The sequence below is a fragment of the Achromobacter xylosoxidans genome, from assembly GCF_001457475.1.
Taxonomy (GTDB): Bacteria; Pseudomonadota; Gammaproteobacteria; order Burkholderiales; family Burkholderiaceae_B; genus Achromobacter; species Achromobacter xylosoxidans.
This window is the reverse complement of sequence record NZ_LN831029.1, coordinates 3643327-3662789: the sequence shown is the minus strand read 5'-3', so window position 1 is coordinate 3662789 and position 19463 is coordinate 3643327. Positions and strand designations below refer to the sequence as shown.

Annotated in this window: 16 protein-coding genes; 7 read left to right on the top strand and 9 right to left on the bottom strand. The window is 70.4% G+C overall.

What is annotated here, in order from left to right:
- Window positions 1–99: 99 nt before the first annotated feature.
- On the bottom strand, window positions 100–528 hold the full coding sequence (locus AT699_RS16400) for an Lrp/AsnC family transcriptional regulator (RefSeq protein WP_035181401.1): 429 nt from the start codon (window positions 526–528) through the stop codon (window positions 100–102).
- Window positions 529–758: 230 nt separating this feature from the next.
- Here AT699_RS16400 and AT699_RS16395 point away from each other — a divergent pair, with 230 nt between their 5' ends.
- On the top strand, window positions 759–2045 hold the full coding sequence (locus AT699_RS16395) for a cystathionine gamma-synthase family protein (RefSeq protein WP_024069149.1): 1287 nt from the start codon (window positions 759–761) through the stop codon (window positions 2043–2045).
- 33 nt (window positions 2046–2078) lie between these two features.
- Here AT699_RS16395 and AT699_RS16390 read toward each other — a convergent pair whose 3' ends face one another.
- The 4 genes from AT699_RS16390 to AT699_RS16375 are packed head-to-tail and all read right to left on the bottom strand — an operon-like array spanning window position 2079 to window position 7022.
- The gene (locus tag AT699_RS16390; protein ID WP_024069148.1) at window positions 2079–4391 is read right to left on the bottom strand and encodes a xanthine dehydrogenase family protein molybdopterin-binding subunit; all 2313 of its coding nucleotides are present in this window, start codon (window positions 4389–4391) and stop codon (window positions 2079–2081) included.
- Window positions 4392–4429: 38 nt separating this feature from the next.
- A complete protein-coding gene (locus AT699_RS16385; RefSeq protein ID WP_024069147.1) occupies window positions 4430–5083 on the bottom strand; it encodes an isochorismatase family protein in 654 nt (217 codons plus the stop codon).
- Complete coding sequence (locus AT699_RS16380; RefSeq protein ID WP_024069146.1) at window positions 5080–6153, bottom strand: M29 family metallopeptidase; 1074 nt, start codon at window positions 6151–6153, stop codon at window positions 5080–5082. The genes AT699_RS16385 and AT699_RS16380 overlap by 4 nt, the downstream gene beginning before the upstream one ends.
- 35 nt (window positions 6154–6188) lie before the next feature.
- Window positions 6189–7022 carry an alpha/beta fold hydrolase gene (locus AT699_RS16375; RefSeq protein ID WP_024069145.1) on the bottom strand — a complete coding sequence of 278 codons (834 nt, stop codon included), beginning with the start codon at window positions 7020–7022 and terminating at the stop codon, window positions 6189–6191.
- 314 nt (window positions 7023–7336) lie between these two features.
- Between AT699_RS16375 and AT699_RS16370 the strand changes: the two genes are divergently transcribed.
- From AT699_RS16370 to AT699_RS16355, 4 genes are all read left to right on the top strand, one after another.
- Window positions 7337–8494 (top strand): FAD-dependent monooxygenase, encoded by a 1158-nt coding sequence (locus AT699_RS16370; protein WP_006385094.1) that lies wholly within the window; start codon window positions 7337–7339, stop codon window positions 8492–8494.
- 44 nt (window positions 8495–8538) lie between these two features.
- Entirely contained in the window at window positions 8539–9069 is a 531-nt protein-coding gene (locus AT699_RS16365) for a (2Fe-2S)-binding protein (RefSeq protein WP_024069144.1), read from the top strand.
- On the top strand, window positions 9066–11948 hold the full coding sequence (locus AT699_RS16360; RefSeq protein ID WP_058207338.1) for a cytochrome c: 2883 nt from the start codon (window positions 9066–9068) through the stop codon (window positions 11946–11948). Before AT699_RS16365 ends, AT699_RS16360 begins: the two co-directional genes overlap by 4 nt.
- A 208-nt stretch (window positions 11949–12156) precedes the next feature.
- Window positions 12157–13473 carry an MFS transporter gene (locus tag AT699_RS16355; RefSeq protein ID WP_006385090.1) on the top strand — a complete coding sequence of 439 codons (1317 nt, stop codon included), beginning with the start codon at window positions 12157–12159 and terminating at the stop codon, window positions 13471–13473.
- Window positions 13474–13569: 96 nt separating this feature from the next.
- On the opposite strand, the gene AT699_RS16350 is transcribed toward AT699_RS16355, so the two are convergent.
- Together AT699_RS16350 and AT699_RS16345 are read right to left on the bottom strand one after the other, a co-directional pair.
- Window positions 13570–14037, bottom strand: coding sequence for a MarR family winged helix-turn-helix transcriptional regulator (locus AT699_RS16350; protein WP_006385089.1), 468 nt, complete (start codon window positions 14035–14037; stop codon window positions 13570–13572).
- Window positions 14038–14167: 130 nt separating this feature from the next.
- A complete protein-coding gene (locus AT699_RS16345; RefSeq protein ID WP_024069143.1) occupies window positions 14168–15697 on the bottom strand; it encodes an MFS transporter in 1530 nt (509 codons plus the stop codon).
- Between the two features lie 154 nt (window positions 15698–15851).
- Here AT699_RS16345 and AT699_RS16340 point away from each other — a divergent pair, with 154 nt between their 5' ends.
- Window positions 15852–16727 carry a LysR family transcriptional regulator gene (locus AT699_RS16340; protein WP_006385087.1) on the top strand — a complete coding sequence of 292 codons (876 nt, stop codon included), beginning with the start codon at window positions 15852–15854 and terminating at the stop codon, window positions 16725–16727.
- Window positions 16728–16804: 77 nt separating this feature from the next.
- On the opposite strand, the gene AT699_RS16335 is transcribed toward AT699_RS16340, so the two are convergent.
- On the bottom strand, window positions 16805–17251 hold the full coding sequence (locus AT699_RS16335) for a universal stress protein (RefSeq protein ID WP_024069142.1): 447 nt from the start codon (window positions 17249–17251) through the stop codon (window positions 16805–16807).
- A gap of 133 nt (window positions 17252–17384) precedes the next feature.
- Window positions 17385–18071 (bottom strand): GntR family transcriptional regulator, encoded by a 687-nt coding sequence (locus AT699_RS16330; RefSeq protein ID WP_035181720.1) that lies wholly within the window; start codon window positions 18069–18071, stop codon window positions 17385–17387.
- Window positions 18072–18349: 278 nt separating this feature from the next.
- Between AT699_RS16330 and AT699_RS16325 the strand changes: the two genes are divergently transcribed.
- The gene (locus AT699_RS16325) at window positions 18350–19411 is read left to right on the top strand and encodes a D-cysteine desulfhydrase family protein (protein WP_024069141.1); all 1062 of its coding nucleotides are present in this window, start codon (window positions 18350–18352) and stop codon (window positions 19409–19411) included.
- The last annotated feature ends 52 nt before the right edge of the window (window positions 19412–19463 follow it).

Sequence of the window (19463 nt, the reverse complement as noted above, 5' to 3'; positions counted from 1 at the left end):
ACTCTAGGCACGGGTCGCTACAGCTTCGTGACACTCCCTGGCATTTGGCGGGCAGGCGCCGGGCCGCGCTGGAACGGCCCGGCGCCGGTCATTGCGGGATCACAGGTGCAGCTTGGTCGACGACTTCACTTCGTGCATCGACAGCGTGCTGAGCAGTTCCTTGACGCCGGGCAGGGTGCGCAGCCGGTTGCGCACGAATTCGGAATAGGCGTCGAAGTCGCGCGCCACGATGTGCAGCAGGTAGTCGTGCTGGCCCGTGGTGTTGTGGCAGGCCAGCACTTCGGGCATGGCGGCCACCGCCGCCTCGAACGCGCGGCAGGTTTTTTCGGTGTGGTTTTCCAGCGAGATGCTGACGAACGCCACCACCCCCATGCCGAGCGCGCGGCGGTCCAGGATGGCCTGGTAGCCGCGGATGACGCCCGAGGTCTCCAGGCGCTTGAGGCGCTTCCAGCAGGGCGAGGCCGACAGCGACACGCGCTCGGCCAGTTCGGCGTTGGAGAGCCGGCCATCTTCTTGAAGGATTTTCATGATTTTCCAATCGATCGCGTCAAGTTGATGTAACAAGGCAGTCTCTTTCATGGTTTCGAAGGTATGGGAAACGATATTTCCCATTATCCGATCCAAAGAGTAGAAATGGAAAGAATATTGTGGCCGGACGCGCCCATACTCGCTGCATCCCCCGGCCGGCGGCGCTATCGTGTCCGAATCCGTGATATCGCCGTCAGGTAGGCCGCACTTCCCCCATTGAGAGGCACGCCATGAGTTACTCCAGCTATCACAAGAAAGACATTTCCGGCCGTCCGCTGCACGCCGAGACGCAGATGATGTCGTACGGCTTCGATCCCTTCCTGTCCGAAGGCGCGGTCAAGCCGCCGGTATTCCTCACGTCCACCTTCGCCTTCCGCTCGGCCGAGGACGGCGCCGAGTTCTTCGACCTGGTGTCGGGCCGCAAGCCGCTGCCGCAGGGCGAGTCGGCCGGGCTGGTGTACAGCCGCTTCAACCATCCCAACCTGGAGATCGTCGAGGATCGCCTGTCGCTGCTGGATGGCTCGGAGGACGCGGCGGTGACCTCCAGCGGCATGTCGGCCATCAGCGCGGTGTTCCTGGCGTTCCTGCGCCCGGGCGACCAGCTGGTGCAGTCGGTGCCGCTGTACGGCGGCACCGAGACCCTGATCGCCAAGATCTTCCCGGAATGGGGCATCGGCTCGCACCCGATCCACGACGGCCTGTCGGCGCAGAGCATGCGCGATGCGCTGGAAGCGGCCGCCGCCAAGGGGCCGGTGAAGCTGTTCTACGTGGAAACGCCGGCCAATCCCACCAATGCGCTGATCGACTTCCAGGCCATGAAGGCCGAGCTGGACGCGTTTGCCGCGCGCCACGGCTACCGCCCGATCTCGGTGTGCGACAACACGCTGCTGGGCCCGATCTTCCAGAAGCCGGCCGAGCATGGCGTGGACCTGTGCGTGTATTCGCTGACCAAATACGTGGGCGGCCACAGCGACCTGGTGGCCGGCGCGGTCACCGGCTCGAAAGACCTGATCAAGAAGGTGCGCGCCATCCGCAGCGCCTTCGGCTCGCAGCTCGATCCGCACTCGTGCTGGATGATCACGCGCTCGATGGAGACCGTGGTGCTGCGCATGAAGCAGGCCGCCCGCAGCGCCACCCGCGTGGCGCAATGGCTGGCGGGCAATCCGCACGAGAAAGTGCGCATCTACCATCCCGAGACCATTGCCGACGAGGCCTACCAGGCGGTCTACAAGCGCCAGTGCACGGGGCCGGGCTCGACCTTCGCATTCGTGCTGGACGGCGGCCGCGCCAAGGCGTTCCGCTTCATCAACGCGCTGCGCCTGTTCAAGTCGGCGGTGAGCCTGGGTGGCACCGAATCGCTGGTCTGCCACCCGGCCTCGACCACGCATTCCGGCGTGCCGGCGGCCGAACGCGACGCGGCCGGCGTGTCCGAAGGCCTGATCCGCATTTCCATCGGCCTGGAGCACGAGGAAGACCTGATCGCCGACATGGACCAGGCCATGCGCAGCGTGCTCTGAGCGACGGGCGCAATGCCGGTTTGGCGGCCTGCGCTACGCCGCGGACGGTGTTGCGCAGGCCGCGGCAGCGCGGTCCGCGAGGGCGGCGCGCACCGCTTCCGGCGTGAAGGGCGCCTGGTGGAAGCGGCGTCCGGTGGCGTCGAACAGCGCATTGGCGATGGCCGCCGGCCCGGGAATCGACGCGGACTCGCCGGCGCCCATGGGCGCTTCGTCCTGGCGCGGCATCAGCAGCACGTCGATGGGCGGCAGGTCCTTGAAACCGATGATGGGATAGCCGCCCCATTCGCGGCTGGCCACGCCGGCCGCATCGAACCGCACGCGTTCCAGCAGGCAGCGGCTGAGGGTCTGGTTGACGTTGCCGTGGATCTGGTGGCGCACGCCGTCGGGGTTGACGACCATGCCGGTGTCCTGGCCGACCACCACCCGCGTGATGGCGATGCGCCCGCTGGCCGGGTCCACGCCCAGGTCGATGACCCACGCCGCCCAGGCGGCGCCAAAGCCCGGGAACTTGCTGTGCACATAGCGCGCGTAGGCCACGCCGCGTCCGCGCAGGATACCGTCGGCGCCCGGCGTGCCGCGGCTGCCGGGCGGCCGCTCGTGCCAGCCAGCGCGCGCCGCGGTCGCCTCCAGCAGCGCGGTGGCGCGCGCATCGTCCAGGTGCGCGAGCCGGAACGCAACCGGGTCGGCGCCGGCCGCCTCGGCCAGTTCATCGACCATGCAGTCGTGCGCGAACGAGGTGGGCAGGGCCGAGACCCCGCGCAGCCACGAGGCGCGCACCAGCGGCGCGGTGTCGTGGCAGACGATGCGGCGGCTGGGATAGCGATACGGCGGCACCGAGGTGCGGTCGCCCATTTCCAGCACGCGCGGCTCGCCGGACACGCCGCCGGTCAGCAGCAGCGCCAGCAGCGGCGCGTCGTTGGACGGATAGCGCACCTGGAAGTCGTAGGCCAGCAGCCTGCCCTCGGTGTCCAGCGCCGCGCCCACGTCCATCAGCTGGCCCGTGCCCTTGGGCTCCCACTGGTGTTCCTGGTCGCGCATCAGTTGCACCCGCACCGGCGCGCCGACGGCGGCCGACAGCAGCGCGGCGTCGGCGCAGACGTCGTCGGCGCAGTTGCGGCCATAACAGCCGGCGGCTTCCATGCGGATGATGTCGATGCGGTCCTCGCCCAGCTTGAGCAGGCGGTCCAGGTCTGCGCGCAGCATGTGCGGATTCTGGGTGCCGGCCCAGACCGTGAGGCGGCCATCGCGATGATCCGCCACCGCGCACGAAGGCCCGATCGACGCGTGCATCTGGTAGGGCCAGACGTAGGTGCGGCGCAGGTGCACCGCTGCGCCGGCACAGGCGGCGTCGACGTCGCCTTCCTCCAGCAGCAGGCGGCGGCGCGCCGGGTTGGCGCGGATGGCGCTGGCCAGGTCGTCGAGCGCCGGCGCCGGCGGCACCGGCTTCCAGCGGACCTTGAGCGCGCGCATGGCGGCTTCGGCCTGCTCCTCGCGGTCCGCCACCACGCCGATGAAATCGCCTTGCACCACGACCTGGACGCGCCCGGGCAGGTGCGCGACCGAACCGGTGTCGACATCGAGCAGGCAGCGGCCGATGAAGTCGCCGGCATCGCGGCCGGGATGCGGCGGGCGCACCACGCGGCCGTGGCGCATGCCGGGCACGCGCACGTCGTGCACGAAGCTCAGTTCGCCGGTGGCCTTGGCGGGAATGTCGACGCGCGCGACGGCGCTGCCGACCAGGGTGTAGTCGCCCGCCGGCTTGAGCCGCACCTGGGAATCATCGGCGGCCAGTTCCAGCCGGGTGTGCTGGCCCTGGACCAGTTGACCGTAGCGCAGGGCGCGTTCGTCGCGCTCATCGGCGGGGCGCACGATGCCGTCGCGCAAGCGCAGCGTGTCCGCCGCCACGCCCCATTGCCGCGCGGCCCGCGCCAGCAGCTGCTCGCGCGCCTGGGCCGCGGCGCGGCGCAAGGGCGCGGCCGAAATCTGGATGCTGGCGCTGGCGATGGTGGGGCCCTGGTTGGGGGTGGCGTTGGTGTGGCCCAGCACCATTTCGAGCCGCGCCATCGGCACATGCAATTCCTCGGCCACGATCTGCGCCAGCGCGGTGCGGATGCCGGTGCCCAGGTCGACGTGGCCGTTGAAGGCCAGCGCGCGCCAGCCATCAGGCGCGGCATCATCTGCCAGCACCGCCACGAAGATCTCGGGCGTGTCCTGGACGTAATCCGAGACCACGCCCGGCTGCCCGGGCGCCGGGCGCGGCGGGGCGGTCGGCGCGCGCACGACCAGGAGCGCGCCGGGGTGGCTCAGCAGCGCGTCGTGCTGCGCGCGGGGATGGGGCAGGTTCATGGGCGAAGGCGATCCGGGCGGATTGGCTGATTATGCCGCTATCGCGCCGCGCCGGGCAGCGCGGCGATGTCGGCCAGCGCCTGCTCCAGCGGCATGACGGCGGCGTACTTCTGCGCCATGTCGAACAGGTTGGCCTCGTGCGGCCCCAGCGCGCGGTCGCCGCAACAGTCGGACACCACCAGTGGCCGCAAGCCAGCCTGCATGGCGTCGACCACGCTGGCGCGCACGCAGCCGCTGGTGACGCAGCCGGCCACCACCAGCGTCTGCACGCCGCGTTGCGCCAGCCACGGCGCCAGCATGGTGCCGTAGAACGCCGACGGCGTGCTCTTGCGCACCACGTATTCGCCGGGCGCGGGGGCCAGCTGCGGCACGATGGTGCTGTTGTGGCTGTCTTCCTTCAGGGTCAGCATGCCCGGCACCTTGAGGCAGAAGATGTTGCTGTCGGCATCGTCGTCGGAGAACACGATGCGGCTGTGGGCCACCGGCCACCCTTGTTCGCGCGCATGCGCCAGCAACGTCCGGGTGCGCTCGATGGCCGGCGGGATGTTGCCGCCGCCGAACACGGCGGGGTCGGCAAAGCCGTTGACGAAGTCGATGATCAGCAGGCCGAACGGCGCCTTCAACGGCAGCGGCGTGCCGAAGCCCTGGCGGGCGTAGGCCGAGATATCCCCGGCGGGAACGGTGTGGGTCATGCCAGCTCCTTGCGGCGGGCGGCGTAGGCCAGCCCGGGTTCGTCCTGCACCACGCCGTCGATGACGACGGCGCGTTCGTCCAGCATCACCGTGCAGCGGCGCATCGGGATGTCGATATGGCAGGCGGTGGTGCGTTGACCGCCGGCCTCGTTGTTCGGTCCCATGGACCAGAGGAAGTTGCCCTCGAAGGCGCGGGCGTCCATGCCGATGTGGGTCTCCTTGCCGTAGTGGCCCAGCATCGACCAGTGGGCGCGCGGCTGCAGGCCCCAGCCGATGTGCGAGACGGCGTACGCTTCCGGGTCTTCGTACGACGCCATGTAGTCGCGCAGCACCTCGGCCTGCAGGCCGCCCTGGATGCGGGTGACGTAGCCGCGTTCCACGGTGAGGGTGATCGGGTCGGTGACGTAGTCCTTCATCGGCAGCAGGATGTCGCCGCGGTCCAGCACCACCTGGCCGTTGCTGTGGCCCTCGTCGGGCCAGGTCAGCACGAAGCCGCTGGGCCAGTGGTCCCAGCGCCCTGGCTCGTCGACGAAACCGTATTCGGAAATCGCCGGGAAGCTGCCCAGGCGGCATTGCAGGTCGGTGCCGGCCCGGGAGGTGATGCGCATCTGGCGCGCCTCGGCGATTTGCGCGGCGGCCGCGCGCACGCGGGCGCGGTCGGCCTCGGTGGGCACCAGGCGGCAGAGAATCTCGGGCGGCTCGACCGCCAGCAGGATCTTGGTGCCGCCCAGCAGGATCTCGTGCTGCTCGGGCGAGAACAGCAGCGTCATCAGGTCCAGCACCAGGTCGCTGGCCTTGAGCGCGGCGATGGCGGCGGGGTTGCCGGTCAGCGGCGTGGTGCCCAGGTAGGCCAGCGAGTCGCGGCTGAGGGATTTTTCGCCGTTGACCGGCGGCAGGTCGAGGCGGTTGACCCGCGCGCCCATGTCGCCGGCGGCGGCGATGGCGCAGCGCAGCGTCTGCGGATGGGTGTCGGCGCCGGTGAGCACGGTCACGGTCTGGCCGGCTTCGAGGCGGGAAAGCGTGAGCACCTGTTTCCAGGCGCGGATCAGGTCGATGTCGCTGACGGGCATGGCGGACTCCTGTCCGGTAAGGGGGAAAAGGGGATTCAGCCGCGCGGTTCGAGGAAGTCGCCCAGCGCCTCGTGGAAGCCGGCCTCGTTGTCCCAGGGGATCATGTGGCCGGCGGCGGGCACGCGCCGGTGCAGGGTGTCGGGCGCCAGGCCCTGCCATTCGGCCACGTCCTCGTCGCCGACCACGCCGCCGTTCTCGGCGGTCATCAGCAACTGCGGCACGCGCACATGCGGCAGGTCGGCATGGATGTCGTCGCGGCCGAAGTCCTCGAAGCTGCGCACGATGGCGGGTTCGTGGCAGGTGTGCAGCCATTGCGCGCGCAGGCGCCGCTGTTCCTCGGTCCAGGTGGGGCAGAAGGCGCGCATGGCCTCGGCGTCCATGCCGTGCGTGGCCTGGCGGATCGAGTCGACGTACCAGGCCAGCTTGGCGGGGTAGGGGCGGCGGCCCGGGCCGGAGACGGGCGGGTCGACGATGACCAGCCGCGTCAGGCCGGCCGGCTGGCCGCGGGCCGCGCGCACCGCGATGCGGCCGCCCATGGAATGGCCCATCAGGGCGTAGCGCTGCAGGCCCAGCGCCTGCGCCAGCGCCAGCACGTCGGCGGCCTGCGCGTCCAGGCTGTAGTCCAGGCCGGGGTCGGCGCTGGACAGGCCGCGGCCGCGCACGTCCAGCACGTAGGTGTCGTAGCGCTGGCCCAGGCGCTCGGCCACGAAGCCCCAGGTGACCGCCGGGCTGGTGATGCCGGGGATCAGGATGAGCGCGTCGCGTTCGGCGCGCGCGCCGTCCGCGCCGCCGTAGCGCAGGTAGTGCTGGCGGATGCCGTTGGCGTGGACGTTGGCGCCGTACAGGAAGGTGCTGGATGGTTGGCTCATGCCGTGCTCCGGGTGGGTCGATGCCAGGACGGGATCCGGCGGCCATCGCTTGCCCCGCGCAGCGGGCGGATCGAGCGTGATGACGTGAAGCGCGGATCCATCTTAGGGTTTTCGATAAATTAAAAAAACAGTGTAGACGCTCTATTCTTGCAAACAGCGAGGTGAATCGCAAAGCCGATGTTCATAGTGGTTTTTACCTATATGTGCATAAAAATGCACTGTTTTGGACGCAGGCGAACAGTTTCGGATCCACGATGGTGCGGTTTTCCATCTGGAAAAAATAGAGTGTATGCATAGAAAAGTAGGAGAGCCTCTTGTCTAAATCCCCCCGCATCGCCGTGATCGGCGCCGGCCTCGGTGGCGCCGCCACCGCCTCGCTCCTGCTGCAGGAAGGCTTCGACGTGCGCGTGTACGAACAGGCGCCGAGTTTTTCGCGGCTGGGCGCCGGTATCCACGTCGGCCCCAACGTCATGAAGATCCTGCGCCGCATCGGCATCGAGGACGCGCTCAACGCCCAAGGGTCGCACCCCGACTACTGGTACAGCCGCCACGGCCTGACCGGCGACGTGCTCGCGCGGATTCCGTTGGGCGACTATGCCGTCAAAACCTACGGCGCGTCGTACCTGACGGTGCACCGCGGCGACTTCCACGCCCTGCTGATCGAGGCGCTGCCCGAGCGCGTGATGGCGTATTCCAAGCACCTGGTCGGCGTCACCGACCGCGGCAACGACGTCGAGATGCGCTTTGCCGACGGCAGCGTCGAGCATGCCGACATCGTGATCGGCGCCGACGGCGTCAATTCCTGCATCCGCGAGGAACTGCTGGGGCCCGAGCCTCCCAAGTACGCCGGCTACCTGGCCCACCGCGCGGTGTTCCCCACGCCCGAGGTCAAGGCCGGCATGCTGCCGTTCGACGCCTGCGTGAAGTGGTGGACCGATGACCGCCACATGATGACGTACTTCGTCACCAGCAAGGCCGACGAGCTCTACTACGTGACCGGCGTGCCGGTCGAGCAATGGGACCTGAACGACCGCTGGCTGCCCAGCAGCAAGGACGAAATGCGCGAGGCGTTCCAGGGCTGGCATCCGACGGTGCAGGCGCTGATCGACGCCACCGTCGAGGTCACCAAGTGGTCCTTGCTGGAGCGCGACCCGCTGCCGCTGTGGAGCCGCGGCCGCCTGGTGCTGCTCGGCGATGCCTGCCACCCGATGAAACCGCACATGGCGCAGGGCGCGGCCATGGCCATCGAGGACGGCGCGATGCTGGTGCGTTGCTTCAAGGAAGTGGGGGCGCATAATCACGAACTGGCTTTCGCGCTGTACGAAGCCAACCGCGCCGAGCGCGCCAGCAAGGTGCAGCGCATTTCGCATGACAACACCTGGCTGCGGACCAACGAGGATCCGACCTGGTGCTTCGGTTACGACGTGTTCAGCGAGCCGCTGGTCGAACCGAAGGCCAAGGCGGCGGCCTGACGCGCCCGCCGCGCTTCATTCACCGGACTTTCGCCACGCACACCATGGAACATACCGCCGCCACCGCGCCCGCCGCCGATCCGATCGACCTGAAGGTCAACGGCGCCGCCGCGCGGGTGGCGGTGGCGCCGGCGACCCCGCTGTTGCTGGTGCTGCGCAACGACCTGGCGCTGAACGGTCCGAAATACGGTTGCGGCCTGGGCGAGTGCGGCGCCTGCACCGTGCTGATCGACGGCGTGGCGGCGCGTTCCTGTGTGATCCCGGTGCGGGCGGCGCAGGGACGCGAAGTCACCACGCTGGAAGGGTTGGGCACGCGCGAGCGGCCCGGGCCGACCCAGCGCGCTTTCATCGAATGCCAGGCGGCCCAGTGCGGCTATTGCCTGAACGGCATGATCATGACCGTCGAGGCGTTGCTGCGCCGCGACCCCGCGCCCTCGGAGCGGGCCGTGCGCAGCGAGCTGCATCACAACCTGTGCCGCTGCGGCACGCACGTTGAAATCATGCAGGCGGCGCTGCGCGCGGTGCAATTGCGCGCAGCGGCGCGGCCATGCGGGCCGGAAGGGGCCGGCGCATGAGCGCGTGGCTGCCCGAGGCCGCGCCGCTCGCCGTCGCGCCGGCCTCCGAGCTGTTGCACGGGCTGGCGCTGCGCCCGCCCGAAGCCGCCTGGGACGGCACCCGTTATCGCGGCAGCGCGCTCGACAGCGTGCGCCTGGACGAGGCGCGGGCGCAGGCGGGCGTGGTGGCGGTGGTGCGGCGGGACAACTTCGCCGGTGTGGTGGCGGTGACGCCGCTGCACGCGCGGCAGGCCCTGGCCAGTCTCGCGCCCGCGTGGCGTGGCGGGGGCCGGCCGGCGCAGGAAGGCCTGGCCGAAAGCGCCGGCACGGCGCCGGCGGATGAACCTGAATATCTCTGGCGGCCGGCCGCGGCCGCGGCTGCGGCCAGCGCGCGGGTCGCGGCCTGGTGCCTGGAAGGCCGCCTGACGCTGTGGCTGCCACCGGACGCGGCCGCGCTGCATGCCCTGGCACGGCGCGAGCTGGCGGCCTTGTTCGACTGGCCCGAGTGCGCGGTGACCGTGGCGGCATGGCCGCAGGGCGCGGCCCCGGCCGCGCACGCGGCGCATGCGCTCGATCTGCTGGATGCCGCCGCCGAAGCGGCGCTGCTGTCCGAGGCGGTGGCGCGGCCGGTGTGCGTGGCCAGCCGCCCGCCGCTGCCGGCCACGCTGGCCCTGCGCGCAGCGGACCTGGCGGCGGGGCCGGTCCTGTGCTCGCCGCGGCCCTGGGCCATGCGGCCCAGCCTGGCGCGCCTGCTGGCGCGGTCCGGGCCGGCGCCGGCCAGTGGCCATGCCACGGTGCTGGGCGATGGCCCGGTACGGGCGCAAGCGTCGTCGCATGCCTTGCTGCACGCCAGCGTCGACGAGTTGAACGCGGCTCAGGTCTTCGCCGGCGAAAGCCTGTGGCATGAACGCGCGCTGGCCGCCGGCGAGGATCCGGTTGACTGGCGCCTGCGGCACCTGGCCGACGCGCGCGGCCGCGAGCTGGCGCGCCAGGTGGTCGAGCAGGCGGCCATGGATGACGCCGCCGCGCCGCGCGACGGCCTGCTGCGCGGCAGCGGCTTTGCCACGGCCCAGGTGCGTTGCGAGGCCGAGGATGGTTCGGAACGCATGGTCTGGAGCGCCTGGGTTGCCGAGGTGGCGATCCAGCCCGCCACCGGCGCGATCGAGGTGACGCGGGTAGTCGCCGGCCATGACAGCCAGGACCTGCGGCCGGCGCAGGGCGCGACGACACGCCTGGCCATCACCCGCCAGCAACCCGAACGGCTGGCCGAGGCCCGCCGCCTGATCGGCGCGCCGGCGGCGTTCGACGATTGGCGCGCCGCCACGCCGGCGGCCGCGAACGGGGCGACGGATGCGCTGGCCATGGCGGCGCCGACGCCGCCCGACGTGGTGCGCGCCGGCTGCCTCGACCTGGACGGCGTGGCGACGCTGCCGGCCGCCGCCGCCATCGCCAACGCCATCGCGGACGCCACCGGGGTGCGGCTGCGGCAGGCGCCGTTCGATGCCGGCCAATTGCGCCTGGCCCTGGCGGACCGGCGCGCGGCGCGGCGCGGCGCGCTGCGCCGAGGCTGGGGCTGGCTGGCGGCGGGCGCGGCCAGCGTGGCCACGCTGGCCACCGCGCTGTGGCCGCTCAAGCCGGCGCTGCCGCTGACCGCCGGTCCCGACCCGTCCTTGTATTCGGCCCAGGCAATCGAGCGCGGCCGGCTGGTGGCCGCGGCCGGCGATTGCGTCGCCTGCCACACGGCGCCGGGCGGCGCCCGCAACGCCGGCGGCCTGGCCCTGGAGACGCCGTTCGGCACGATCTATTCCACCAACATCACGCCCGATCCGCGGACCGGCATCGGCCGCTGGTCCTTCGCGGCCTTCGAACGCGCCATGCGCCAGGGCGTGCACCAGGATGGCCGCCAGCTGTATCCCGCTTTTCCGTACACCGCCTATGCCAAGCTCAGCGACGCGGACATGCAGGCCTTGTATGGCTACCTCATGTCGCAGCCGGCGGTCGCCGCCACGCCGCCGCGCACCGAGCTGGGTTTTCCGTTCAACCTGCGGCCGCTGCTGGCCGGCTGGAACCTGCTGTTCCATGATCCCAAGCCCTTCACGCCGGATCCGTCGCAGGATGCGCAGTGGAACCGCGGCGCGTACCTGGTCGAAGGCGCGGGACATTGCGCCGCCTGCCATTCGCCGCGCAACGCCTTGGGCGCGCAGAAGGGCGGCCTCGACTACCTGGCCGGCGGGCAGGCCGAGGGCTGGAACGCGCCGGCCCTGAACCAGCTTGCCAGCGGCGAGCGCGCCTGGTCTGGCGAGGAACTCTACCAGTACCTGCGCACCGGCTATTCGCCGCGCCATGGCGTGGCCGCGGGCCCCATGGCGCCGGTGATCCATGGCCTGGCCGAGTTGCCGGACAGCGATTTGCGCGCCATCGTCACGTACCTGACGGCGTTGCCCGGGCGGGCCCGCGCGATGCCTGCCGAGGCGCCGCCGCGCCCGACCGCCGCCGCCACGAGCACTGCGCCCGCCAGCGCCGCCACGGCCAGCGCCGCCGCCAGCGAAGCGATCACGCTGCGCCGCGCCAGCGGCGAACGTATCTACCAGAATGCCTGTGCCGTCTGCCACGAACCCGGCAGCGGTCCCACCCTGTTCGGCGCCAAGCCCTTGCTGGCCCAGAACACCAATCTGCATGCCGCATCGCCCGACAACCTGATCCAGGTGATCCTCAACGGCATCCAGGCTCCCGCCGACGACGCCCTGGGATACATGCCGGGTTTCGGCAACAGCCTGGACGACAGGCAGATCGGCGATTTGATCGACTATTTGCGCGCGCGATTCGCGCCGGAGGAAGAGGCTTGGCCAGTTGACACGACGACCATAGGCAGGCTGCGCCAGCACGCGCAGCAGCAGTAAGGGGAAGACGGGGCAGCGGACCGGCCCATGGCGGGTCCGGCCGCGCCTCGCGACACAACATCGCGCGCATCGGTTTTCCATCGGCACCCGCCTGGCGCCGAGGGGCGTTGCTGTACCCCCGCATCCGCGGGGCGGGCCACATACCGACAGCGGCACCGGCGCCTTGGCGGGCACGGGCCGCGCGCGGCAAACAAAGGGAATCACGCATATGTCAGCTTCATTCATCACGGTGGAACAAGGCATCAAGACCGCCGGTGTCGGCAAGTTCCAGTACCGGCTGTTCATGATCTTCGGCCTGGTCTGGCTCGCCGACGCGATGCAGGTGCTGTCGATCGGCTTCAGCGCGCCGTCCATCGCCCGCACCTTCGGCATCCCGGTGCCCGAAGCCCTGCAGACCGGCACCGCGTTCTTCGTCGGCATGCTGATCGGCGCCTTCGCCTTCGGCCGGCTGGCCGACCGCATCGGCCGCCGGCCGGTGCTGATGATGGCGGTGGTCATCGACGCCTGCGCCGGCGTGGCCTCGGCCTTCGCGCCGGACTTCGCGTGGTTGTTGCTGCTGCGCTTCGTCACCGGCATCGGTGTCGGCGGCACGCTGCCGGTGGACTACACCATGATGGCCGAGTTCCTGCCCAGCGAGCGCCGCGGCCGCTGGCTGGTGTTGCTGGAATCGTTCTGGGCCCTGGGCACGATCTGCCTGGCGCTGCTGGCGCTGGCCGCGCTGTCGTGGGGCGATGATGCCTGGCGCGTGATCTTCTTCGTCACCGGCCTGCCGGCGCTGATCGGCGTGGTACTGCGCTTCTACATCCCCGAGTCGCCGATGTACCTGAACCGCAACGGCAAGTCGGGACAGGCGCGCAAGGTGCTCGAACGCGTGGCCCGCGTCAACGGACGTCCGACCGACATCCCCGAGCTCAAGCCGGAACTGCATGAGCGCAAGCCGCTGTCGGCACTGTTCTCGAACGCGCTGCGCCGCCGCAGCATCGCGCTGTGCCTGGCCTGGGCGCTGATCTCCATCGCCTACTACGGCGTGTTCGTCTACCTGCCGATCAAGCTCAGCAGCCAGGGCTTCGCCTTCATGCGCGGCCAGGAATTCCTGGTGCTGCTGGCGCTGGTGCAATTGCCCGGCTTCGCGCTGTCGGCCTACGGGGTGGAACGCTGGGGCCGCAAGCCCACGCTGGTCGGCTTCCTGATCCTGAGCGCGGTGGGGTGCATGCTGTACAGCCTGGGCACCTCCAGCTTCCTGGTGGTTGGCTCGACGCTGCTCATGAGCTTCGCGTTGCTGGGTACCTGGGGCGCGCTGTACGCCTTCACGCCCGAGGTCTATCCGACCGACCTGCGCGCCAGCGGCATGGGGCTGGCGGGCGCGGTGGCGCGTTTCGGCGGGCTGTTCGCGCCGGCCATCATCGCACCCATCATGGCCACCCACTTCACGCTGGCGCTGGCGGTGCTGGCGGCCATGCTGCTGGCCGCGGCGCTGTCGATCCGGGCGGTCGACGTCGAGTCGCGCAACCGCGCGCTGGACTGATCCGTCAGAAGGGCGGCGCGCATCCGGGAGGACGCGTGCCGCTCGCACGCCGGAAGCGCGGACGCCGGAAGCCCGGACGCCGGACGCCCGGACGCCTCATTCCCCGGCGTCGCCCTCGATCATCTTGCGCAGCAGGAATTCCAGCGCCACGCGCTCGGCGGGATTGAGCGTGCCGTAGGTGCTTTCGGTGATCTGCAGGGCAAAGGGTTCCATCTTGCGCACCAGCTCCTGGCCCACCGGGGTCAGGTTGATGACCACCTTGCGGCGGTCGTGCGGGTCGTGGTCGACCCGCACCAGCTCGCGCTGCTTGAGCCGGTCGACGACGCCGCGCACCGTGGCCTGGTCGATGACCGTGGCCTTGACGATATCCGCCAGCGAACTGCCCTGGTTGTCGCGTACCGAGCACAACACGACGAACTGCGCCGCGGTCAGCTGCGAGTCGGGGATGTACTGCTGGAACAGGGCGGTATGCCGTTGGTACACCCGCCGCAGCAGGTGCCCAATCTGGTCGGAGAACAAATAGCTGTCCTTGTCGGGGGCGGACTTGTGTTTCACGTTTCGCATAAGCCTATCCGAAGCCATACCCTGGGTACGATGATCTATCTCAATGGGAATGTCCGGAAGTTTACGGGGCTTGCCGCCTTTGTGCCGACAGGGGGCAGGTTTTTCGCAGCGCCGCGAAGCCGGCGCCCGATCAACGGGGCGTGGCCTCGCCCGCGCCGCCACGCAGCCGGTTTGCCAGCACCAGCGCCGCGGTGCCCAGCAGCATCAGGGCGGCCGTGGCGATGACCGCCGCGTAGCCCGCGTCGAAGGCGCCGCGCGCCAGGCGCGCCAGCGACGCGCCCAATTCGCCGGACAGGCCCTCGGCCAGCGCCAGCGCCTCGTCCAGGCTGTCGCGGGCGACGGCCGCGGAAACGCCCGCCGGCACGTCCAGCGTGTGCGCGTACACCCCCGACAGGATCGAGCCCATCAGCGTCACGCCCAGCGCGCCGCCCAGTTCATACGACACTTCCTCGATCGAGGCGGCCATGCCGGCGCGTTCCGGCGTGGCGCTCTGCATGATGGTGCTGGACGCGGCCGTCATGGTGGCGCCGATGCCCACGCCCAGCACGCACAGACTGGCCATCTGCGCCGCCAGCGCGCCGTCGTAGCTGAACAGGTAGCCGCCCATGCCCAGGCCGGACGTCAGCAGCGCCACGAACAGCAGACGCGCGCTGCCCACCTTCGGCAGCAGCCAGCCGGCCAGCGGCCCGGCGATGAACGCGGCCAGCGGCAAAGGCAGGATGTAGAGCGCCGCCTCGATCGGCGACATGCCCAGCACCAGCTGCAGGCGCTGGCTGAACACCAGCTCCATGCCCAGCAGCGCCGCCGCCGCGAACAGCGCCGCGGCCACGGCCGAGCTGAAGCTGCGGTTGCGGAAGATGGCGAAATCGATCAGCGGATGCGGCCGCGCGCGTTGGCGCCGGGCGAAGACGAACAGCATGGCCGCGCCGCCGGCGCAGGCCAGCGCGGCGTCCAGCCACGACGGCTGGGCGCGGCCCAGCTCCTTGAGCGCATAGGCGGTCAGGATCAGGCCGACCATCACCTGCAGCGAACCGATCAGGTCCCAGGGGCGCTGGCGATCCGGCTGGCCGGCGGGGATGTAGCGGCGCGCCAGCGGCAGGGCCAGCAGCACGATCGGCAGGTTGATCAGGAACACCGAGCCCCACCAGAAGTGCTCCAGCAGGATGCCGCCGATGACCGGTCCGAGCGCCGCGCCGCCCGAGGCCACCGAGGCCCAGACGCCGATGGCGATGGCGCGCTCGCGCTCGTCGGCGAAGGTCAGGCGCAGGATCGACAGGGTCGCCGGCATCATCATGGCCGCGCCCACGGCCAGCACCGCGCGCGCCGCGATCAGCGCCGCGGGGTTGGGCGAATAGGCCGCCGCCAGCGAGGCCGCGCCGAACACGGCCAGGCCCATCATGAACAGGCGCTTGTGGCCCAGTCGGTCGCCCAGCGTGCCCATGCCCAGCAGCAGGCCGGACACCACCAGCGCGTAGATGTTGACGATCCAGAGCTTGGACGAGGCCGTCACGCCCAGCTCGTGCGTGAGCCGGGGCAGGGCGGTGTACAGCACGGTCATGTCGACCACGATCAGCAACAGGGCGCTGGAAACGATGGCCAGCACCAGCCAGCGACCCGGCGCGGGCGCGGCGACAGCGGGGAAGGGATTGCGCTGCGTCATGCATTTACTCCTGTAACGCCGGACATTTTCAATCTATGAAGAATGGATAAGAAGTTGGAATCCATCTATAAAATAGATGTATCGGTGGCGGCTCCGTCGCCCCGCGCGGGCGACGGCCTTTTGAAGGCTTGCTTGGCCACTACTGGAGGCAACCATGCACTGGACCCTGGAACAACTGCGGCATTTCGTGGCGGCGGCGGACGCCGGCTCGTTTTCGGCGGCGGCGCGCCAGGTGGGCCGGGCGCAATCGGCCGTCAGCACCTCGCTGGGATTGCTTGAAGCGGACCTGGGGGTGGAATTGTTCGACCGCTCGCGCCGCAATGCCACGCTGACGCGGGCCGGTGAAGTGCTGTTGCAGGAGGCGCGCGAACTGTTGCGCCAGGCCGCGGGACTGGAGCAGCGGGCGCTGTCATTCGCGGCCGGGCAGGACGCGCACCTCAGCCTGGCGCTGGACGAGGCCTTGCCCGATCGGGTGCTGGGCGCGTTGGTGAAGGAGGTCTCGGCGCGCTTTCCCGCGCTGGAGCTGACCCAGTTGAACGGCACGGCCACCGAAGTGGCGGACTATGTCTCGCAGGGGCGCGCCAGCGTGGCATTCCATTACGATCGCGGCGATCCGGGCGCGGCCTTCGCCCATCGCTACCTGGGCGACGTGGGGCAGGGCATCTTCGTGGCGCGCGACCATCCGCTGGCCGCGTTGCCCGAAGTCACGCGCAACGACCTGGCGCGCCATCGTCAACTGGTGATGCGGATGGAGGGGGTGGAGGATGTGGTGATGAGTCCGTCGGCCTGGCGTTCAGACAGTTTCTACAGTATCGCTGCCATGGCCGTGGATGGCTTGGGCTGGGCCATTCTGCCGCTGAACATCGCCGAGTACGAGGGCTACCGCGAGGACCTGGCCAACGTGCCGTGCGTCGGCCTGTCGCTGCCGCCGTTGTCGGTGCGCACGCTCTGGCTGCAAGGCCGGACGCCGACGGCCACCGAGCGCTGGATCCAGGATCGCATGGAGCAACTGCTGCATCCGGCGGCCTGAGCAGGTCGAGGCGGCCGGGCGGCCGGCGCCGGCCGCTGCCGGAAGGCGACCGCGGCGGCTGCCCGAGTCCGGGCGCGTCAGGCCTTCTTGCGGTACACCAGCACCGGCGTGGTGGAATGCGCCAGCACCTTCTGCGTCTGGCTGCCCAGCACCACGGCGGCCATGCCGCGGCGGCCGTGCGAAGCCATGGCGATCAGGTCGCAGTGGCGCTCGCGGGCCGCGTCGATGATGGCCTGGTACGGATCTTCGTGGGTGGCGCGCAGCGTTTCGCAAGGCACGCCGGCTTCGCGCGCCTGGGTGGCGGCCGCGCTCAAGAGGCGTTCGGCCTGGGCGCGGATCTGGTCCTGGTACTCGCCCAGGCTGTGGGCCACCTGCGCCGCGCCCATGGCGAAGACGTGGAAGGGTTCCTCGACCGTGAGGATGGTGGCCTTGGCGCCCAGCGACCTGGCCAGATCAAGGCTTTCGACCAGGGCTTCCGAGGACAATTGCGAGCCGTCCGTGGGAATGAGAATGTGCTTGTACATGGTGTCTCCCGTGTTTGTGCGGCGGCCGCCGCGACTTGCGGCGGCTACGTAACACTGTATCGGGCGGGAGACGGACGCCGTTTGCGCGTAATCAAGGGTTGCGCGCGGTCAAACCGCCACGCGTGGCGCCGCGTCAGCTCAACAGTGCCGCGACCAGGTCGCCGCCGGCGCGGTCGCCCTCGCTGAAGTCGAGCGCGGTCTGCACGTGTTCCAGGTGCTCGTCCATCAGCGCGCAGGCGCGGTCGACGTCGCCGGCGCGAGCGGCTTCGATGAAGGCGTGGTGCTCGCGCGAGGAACAACTGGCGTCGTGCGAGCTCTGGTACAGCACGGTGATCACGGCGCTGCGCGCCGACAGCTCGCGCAGCATGCCGGTCAGCACCGAGTTGCCGACGGCCTCGGCCAGCAGGATGTGGAAGTCGCCCAGCAGGCGGTTGCGCGCCTGCACGTCGCCGCTTTCCACGGCCGCGCGTTCCTCGGCCAGGTGGGCGTCGATGCGGCGGTAGTCGGCCGCCGTGGCGCGGGTGACGAACTCGCGCGCCAGCGCGGCTTCGAGGATGCGGCGCACCGCGTAGACCTCGCGCGCCTCGTTGGCGTCGGGCTTGCTGACGAAGGCGCCCTTGTCGGGCACGATGTTGATCAGCTTGTCCTTGGACAGCATCAGCAGGGCGGCGCGGATCTTGGTCCGGCTGACCTTGTAGACGCGCGCCAGGGCCTCTTCGCGCAAGCGGGTGCCGGGCGGCAGGCGGTGCGCCACGATGGCGGCGGCGACTTCCTTGGCGATGTCGTCGGCGCTGGGGTCGGGAGGTACTGCCTGGGTCATGAAGCGCGGGAGCGGGAAGACGGTATGGGCAGCCAGTCTATCAAAAACCCGCGCACGCAACATTTATTGCATACGAAAATTGTTGGCGAACCGGCCTTCTGCGCGCCCGGTGGAGCCGGTCTGGGTCGATTCATGCCGGATTCCGCACAATCGCGCCGCCAAGCGTGATCAATCCCCCGGGGGACCTGGCGTATCCTGCTGGCCATCCCCGTGTCACGCCCGGACCGGCAGCGGCATCCGGCTGCCGGCCGGCTTTCAACGTATCCAGGAATCCGCCCATGTCCATAGATTTGTCGTCCGCCCTGCAACGCTTTCCCCGTTACGCCCTGCTCGATGGCCCGACGCCGATCCAGCGCCTGGCCCGGCTGGAGGCGGCGCTGGGCGCGGCGGCCAACGGCGTGCGCCTGTACGCCAAGCGCGATGACCACATGGCGCTGGGCGGGGGCGGCAACAAGCTGCGCAAGCTGGAGTTCCTGCTGGGCGAGGCGCGCGGGCAGGGGGCCGACACGGTGGTGACCGTGGGCGGCCTGCAATCGAACCATGCGCGCCTGACCGCCGCGGCCGCGGCCCGCGCCGGCATGGCCTGCGAGCTGGTGCTGGGGCGGGTGGTGCCGCGCGCCGACGCCGATTACGAAGAAAACGGCAACATGCTGCTCAACCGGCTGCTCGGCGCCACCGTGCACGCCTTGCCGGTCGGCGCCGACGCCATGGCGGCGGCCCTGGAACGGGTGCGCGCGCTGGAACTGGCGGGACGCCGCGTCTACCTGGCGCCGCTGGGCGGCTCCACGCCGGTCGGCGCGCTGGGCTATGCGGCCTGCGCGCAGGAGATCCTGGAGCAGGAGCGCGCCCTGGGCGTGACGTTCGCGCAGGTGGTGGTGGCCAATGGCAGCGCCGGCACCCACGCCGGCCTGGCCGCCGGCATGGTCGCGGCGGGCCTGCCGGCAACCCGCGTGCAGTCGTTCACCACCCTGGCCGACACCGAGGTCGCGCAGGCGAAGACGCGCGACCTGACGGCCGCCACCCTGGCGCTGCTGGGCCGGGCGGATGGCGAACACGGCGCCGCCACGGGCGAGACGGCCGCGCCGGCGCCCAACGACATCCTGGTGGACGGCAGCCAGCGTGGTCCGGCCTACGGCGTGCCCACGCCCGCCATGCTCGAGGCCGTCGGCCTGCTGGCGCGCAGCGAAGGGCTGCTGCTCGACCCGGTGTATTCGGGCAAGGCCTTCGCCGGCCTCTTGGCCGACGTGCGCGCCGGCCGCCATGCAGCCGGCAGCGACGTGCTGTTCGTGATGACGGGCAGCGCGCCGGGGCTGTACGCCTACAAGCCGGCGTTCCAATGAAAAGCGGGCCGGTCGCCGCAAGGCGTCCGGCCCGCCCGGGGCGAAGCAGGGG

Excerpts from the sequence above, each read along its gene's own strand:
- AT699_RS16400 (WP_035181401.1), bottom strand. The coding sequence starts at position 528 with ATGAAAATCCTTCAAGAAGATGGCCGGCTCTCCAACGCCGAACTGGCC.
- AT699_RS16395 (WP_024069149.1), top strand. The coding sequence starts at position 759 with ATGAGTTACTCCAGCTATCACAAGAAAGACATTTCCGGCCGTCCGCTG.
- AT699_RS16390 (WP_024069148.1), bottom strand. The coding sequence starts at position 4,391 with ATGAACCTGCCCCATCCCCGCGCGCAGCACGACGCGCTGCTGAGCCAC.
- AT699_RS16385 (WP_024069147.1), bottom strand. The coding sequence starts at position 5,083 with ATGACCCACACCGTTCCCGCCGGGGATATCTCGGCCTACGCCCGCCAG.
- AT699_RS16380 (WP_024069146.1), bottom strand. The coding sequence starts at position 6,153 with ATGCCCGTCAGCGACATCGACCTGATCCGCGCCTGGAAACAGGTGCTC.
- AT699_RS16375 (WP_024069145.1), bottom strand. The coding sequence starts at position 7,022 with ATGAGCCAACCATCCAGCACCTTCCTGTACGGCGCCAACGTCCACGCC.
- AT699_RS16365 (WP_024069144.1), top strand. The coding sequence starts at position 8,539 with ATGGAACATACCGCCGCCACCGCGCCCGCCGCCGATCCGATCGACCTG.
- AT699_RS16360 (WP_058207338.1), top strand. The coding sequence starts at position 9,066 with ATGAGCGCGTGGCTGCCCGAGGCCGCGCCGCTCGCCGTCGCGCCGGCC.
- AT699_RS16355 (WP_006385090.1), top strand. The coding sequence starts at position 12,157 with ATGTCAGCTTCATTCATCACGGTGGAACAAGGCATCAAGACCGCCGGT.
- AT699_RS16350 (WP_006385089.1), bottom strand. The coding sequence starts at position 14,037 with ATGCGAAACGTGAAACACAAGTCCGCCCCCGACAAGGACAGCTATTTG.
- AT699_RS16345 (WP_024069143.1), bottom strand. The coding sequence starts at position 15,697 with ATGACGCAGCGCAATCCCTTCCCCGCTGTCGCCGCGCCCGCGCCGGGT.
- AT699_RS16340 (WP_006385087.1), top strand. The coding sequence starts at position 15,852 with ATGCACTGGACCCTGGAACAACTGCGGCATTTCGTGGCGGCGGCGGAC.
- AT699_RS16335 (WP_024069142.1), bottom strand. The coding sequence starts at position 17,251 with ATGTACAAGCACATTCTCATTCCCACGGACGGCTCGCAATTGTCCTCG.
- AT699_RS16330 (WP_035181720.1), bottom strand. The coding sequence starts at position 18,071 with ATGACCCAGGCAGTACCTCCCGACCCCAGCGCCGACGACATCGCCAAG.
- AT699_RS16325 (WP_024069141.1), top strand. The coding sequence starts at position 18,350 with ATGTCCATAGATTTGTCGTCCGCCCTGCAACGCTTTCCCCGTTACGCC.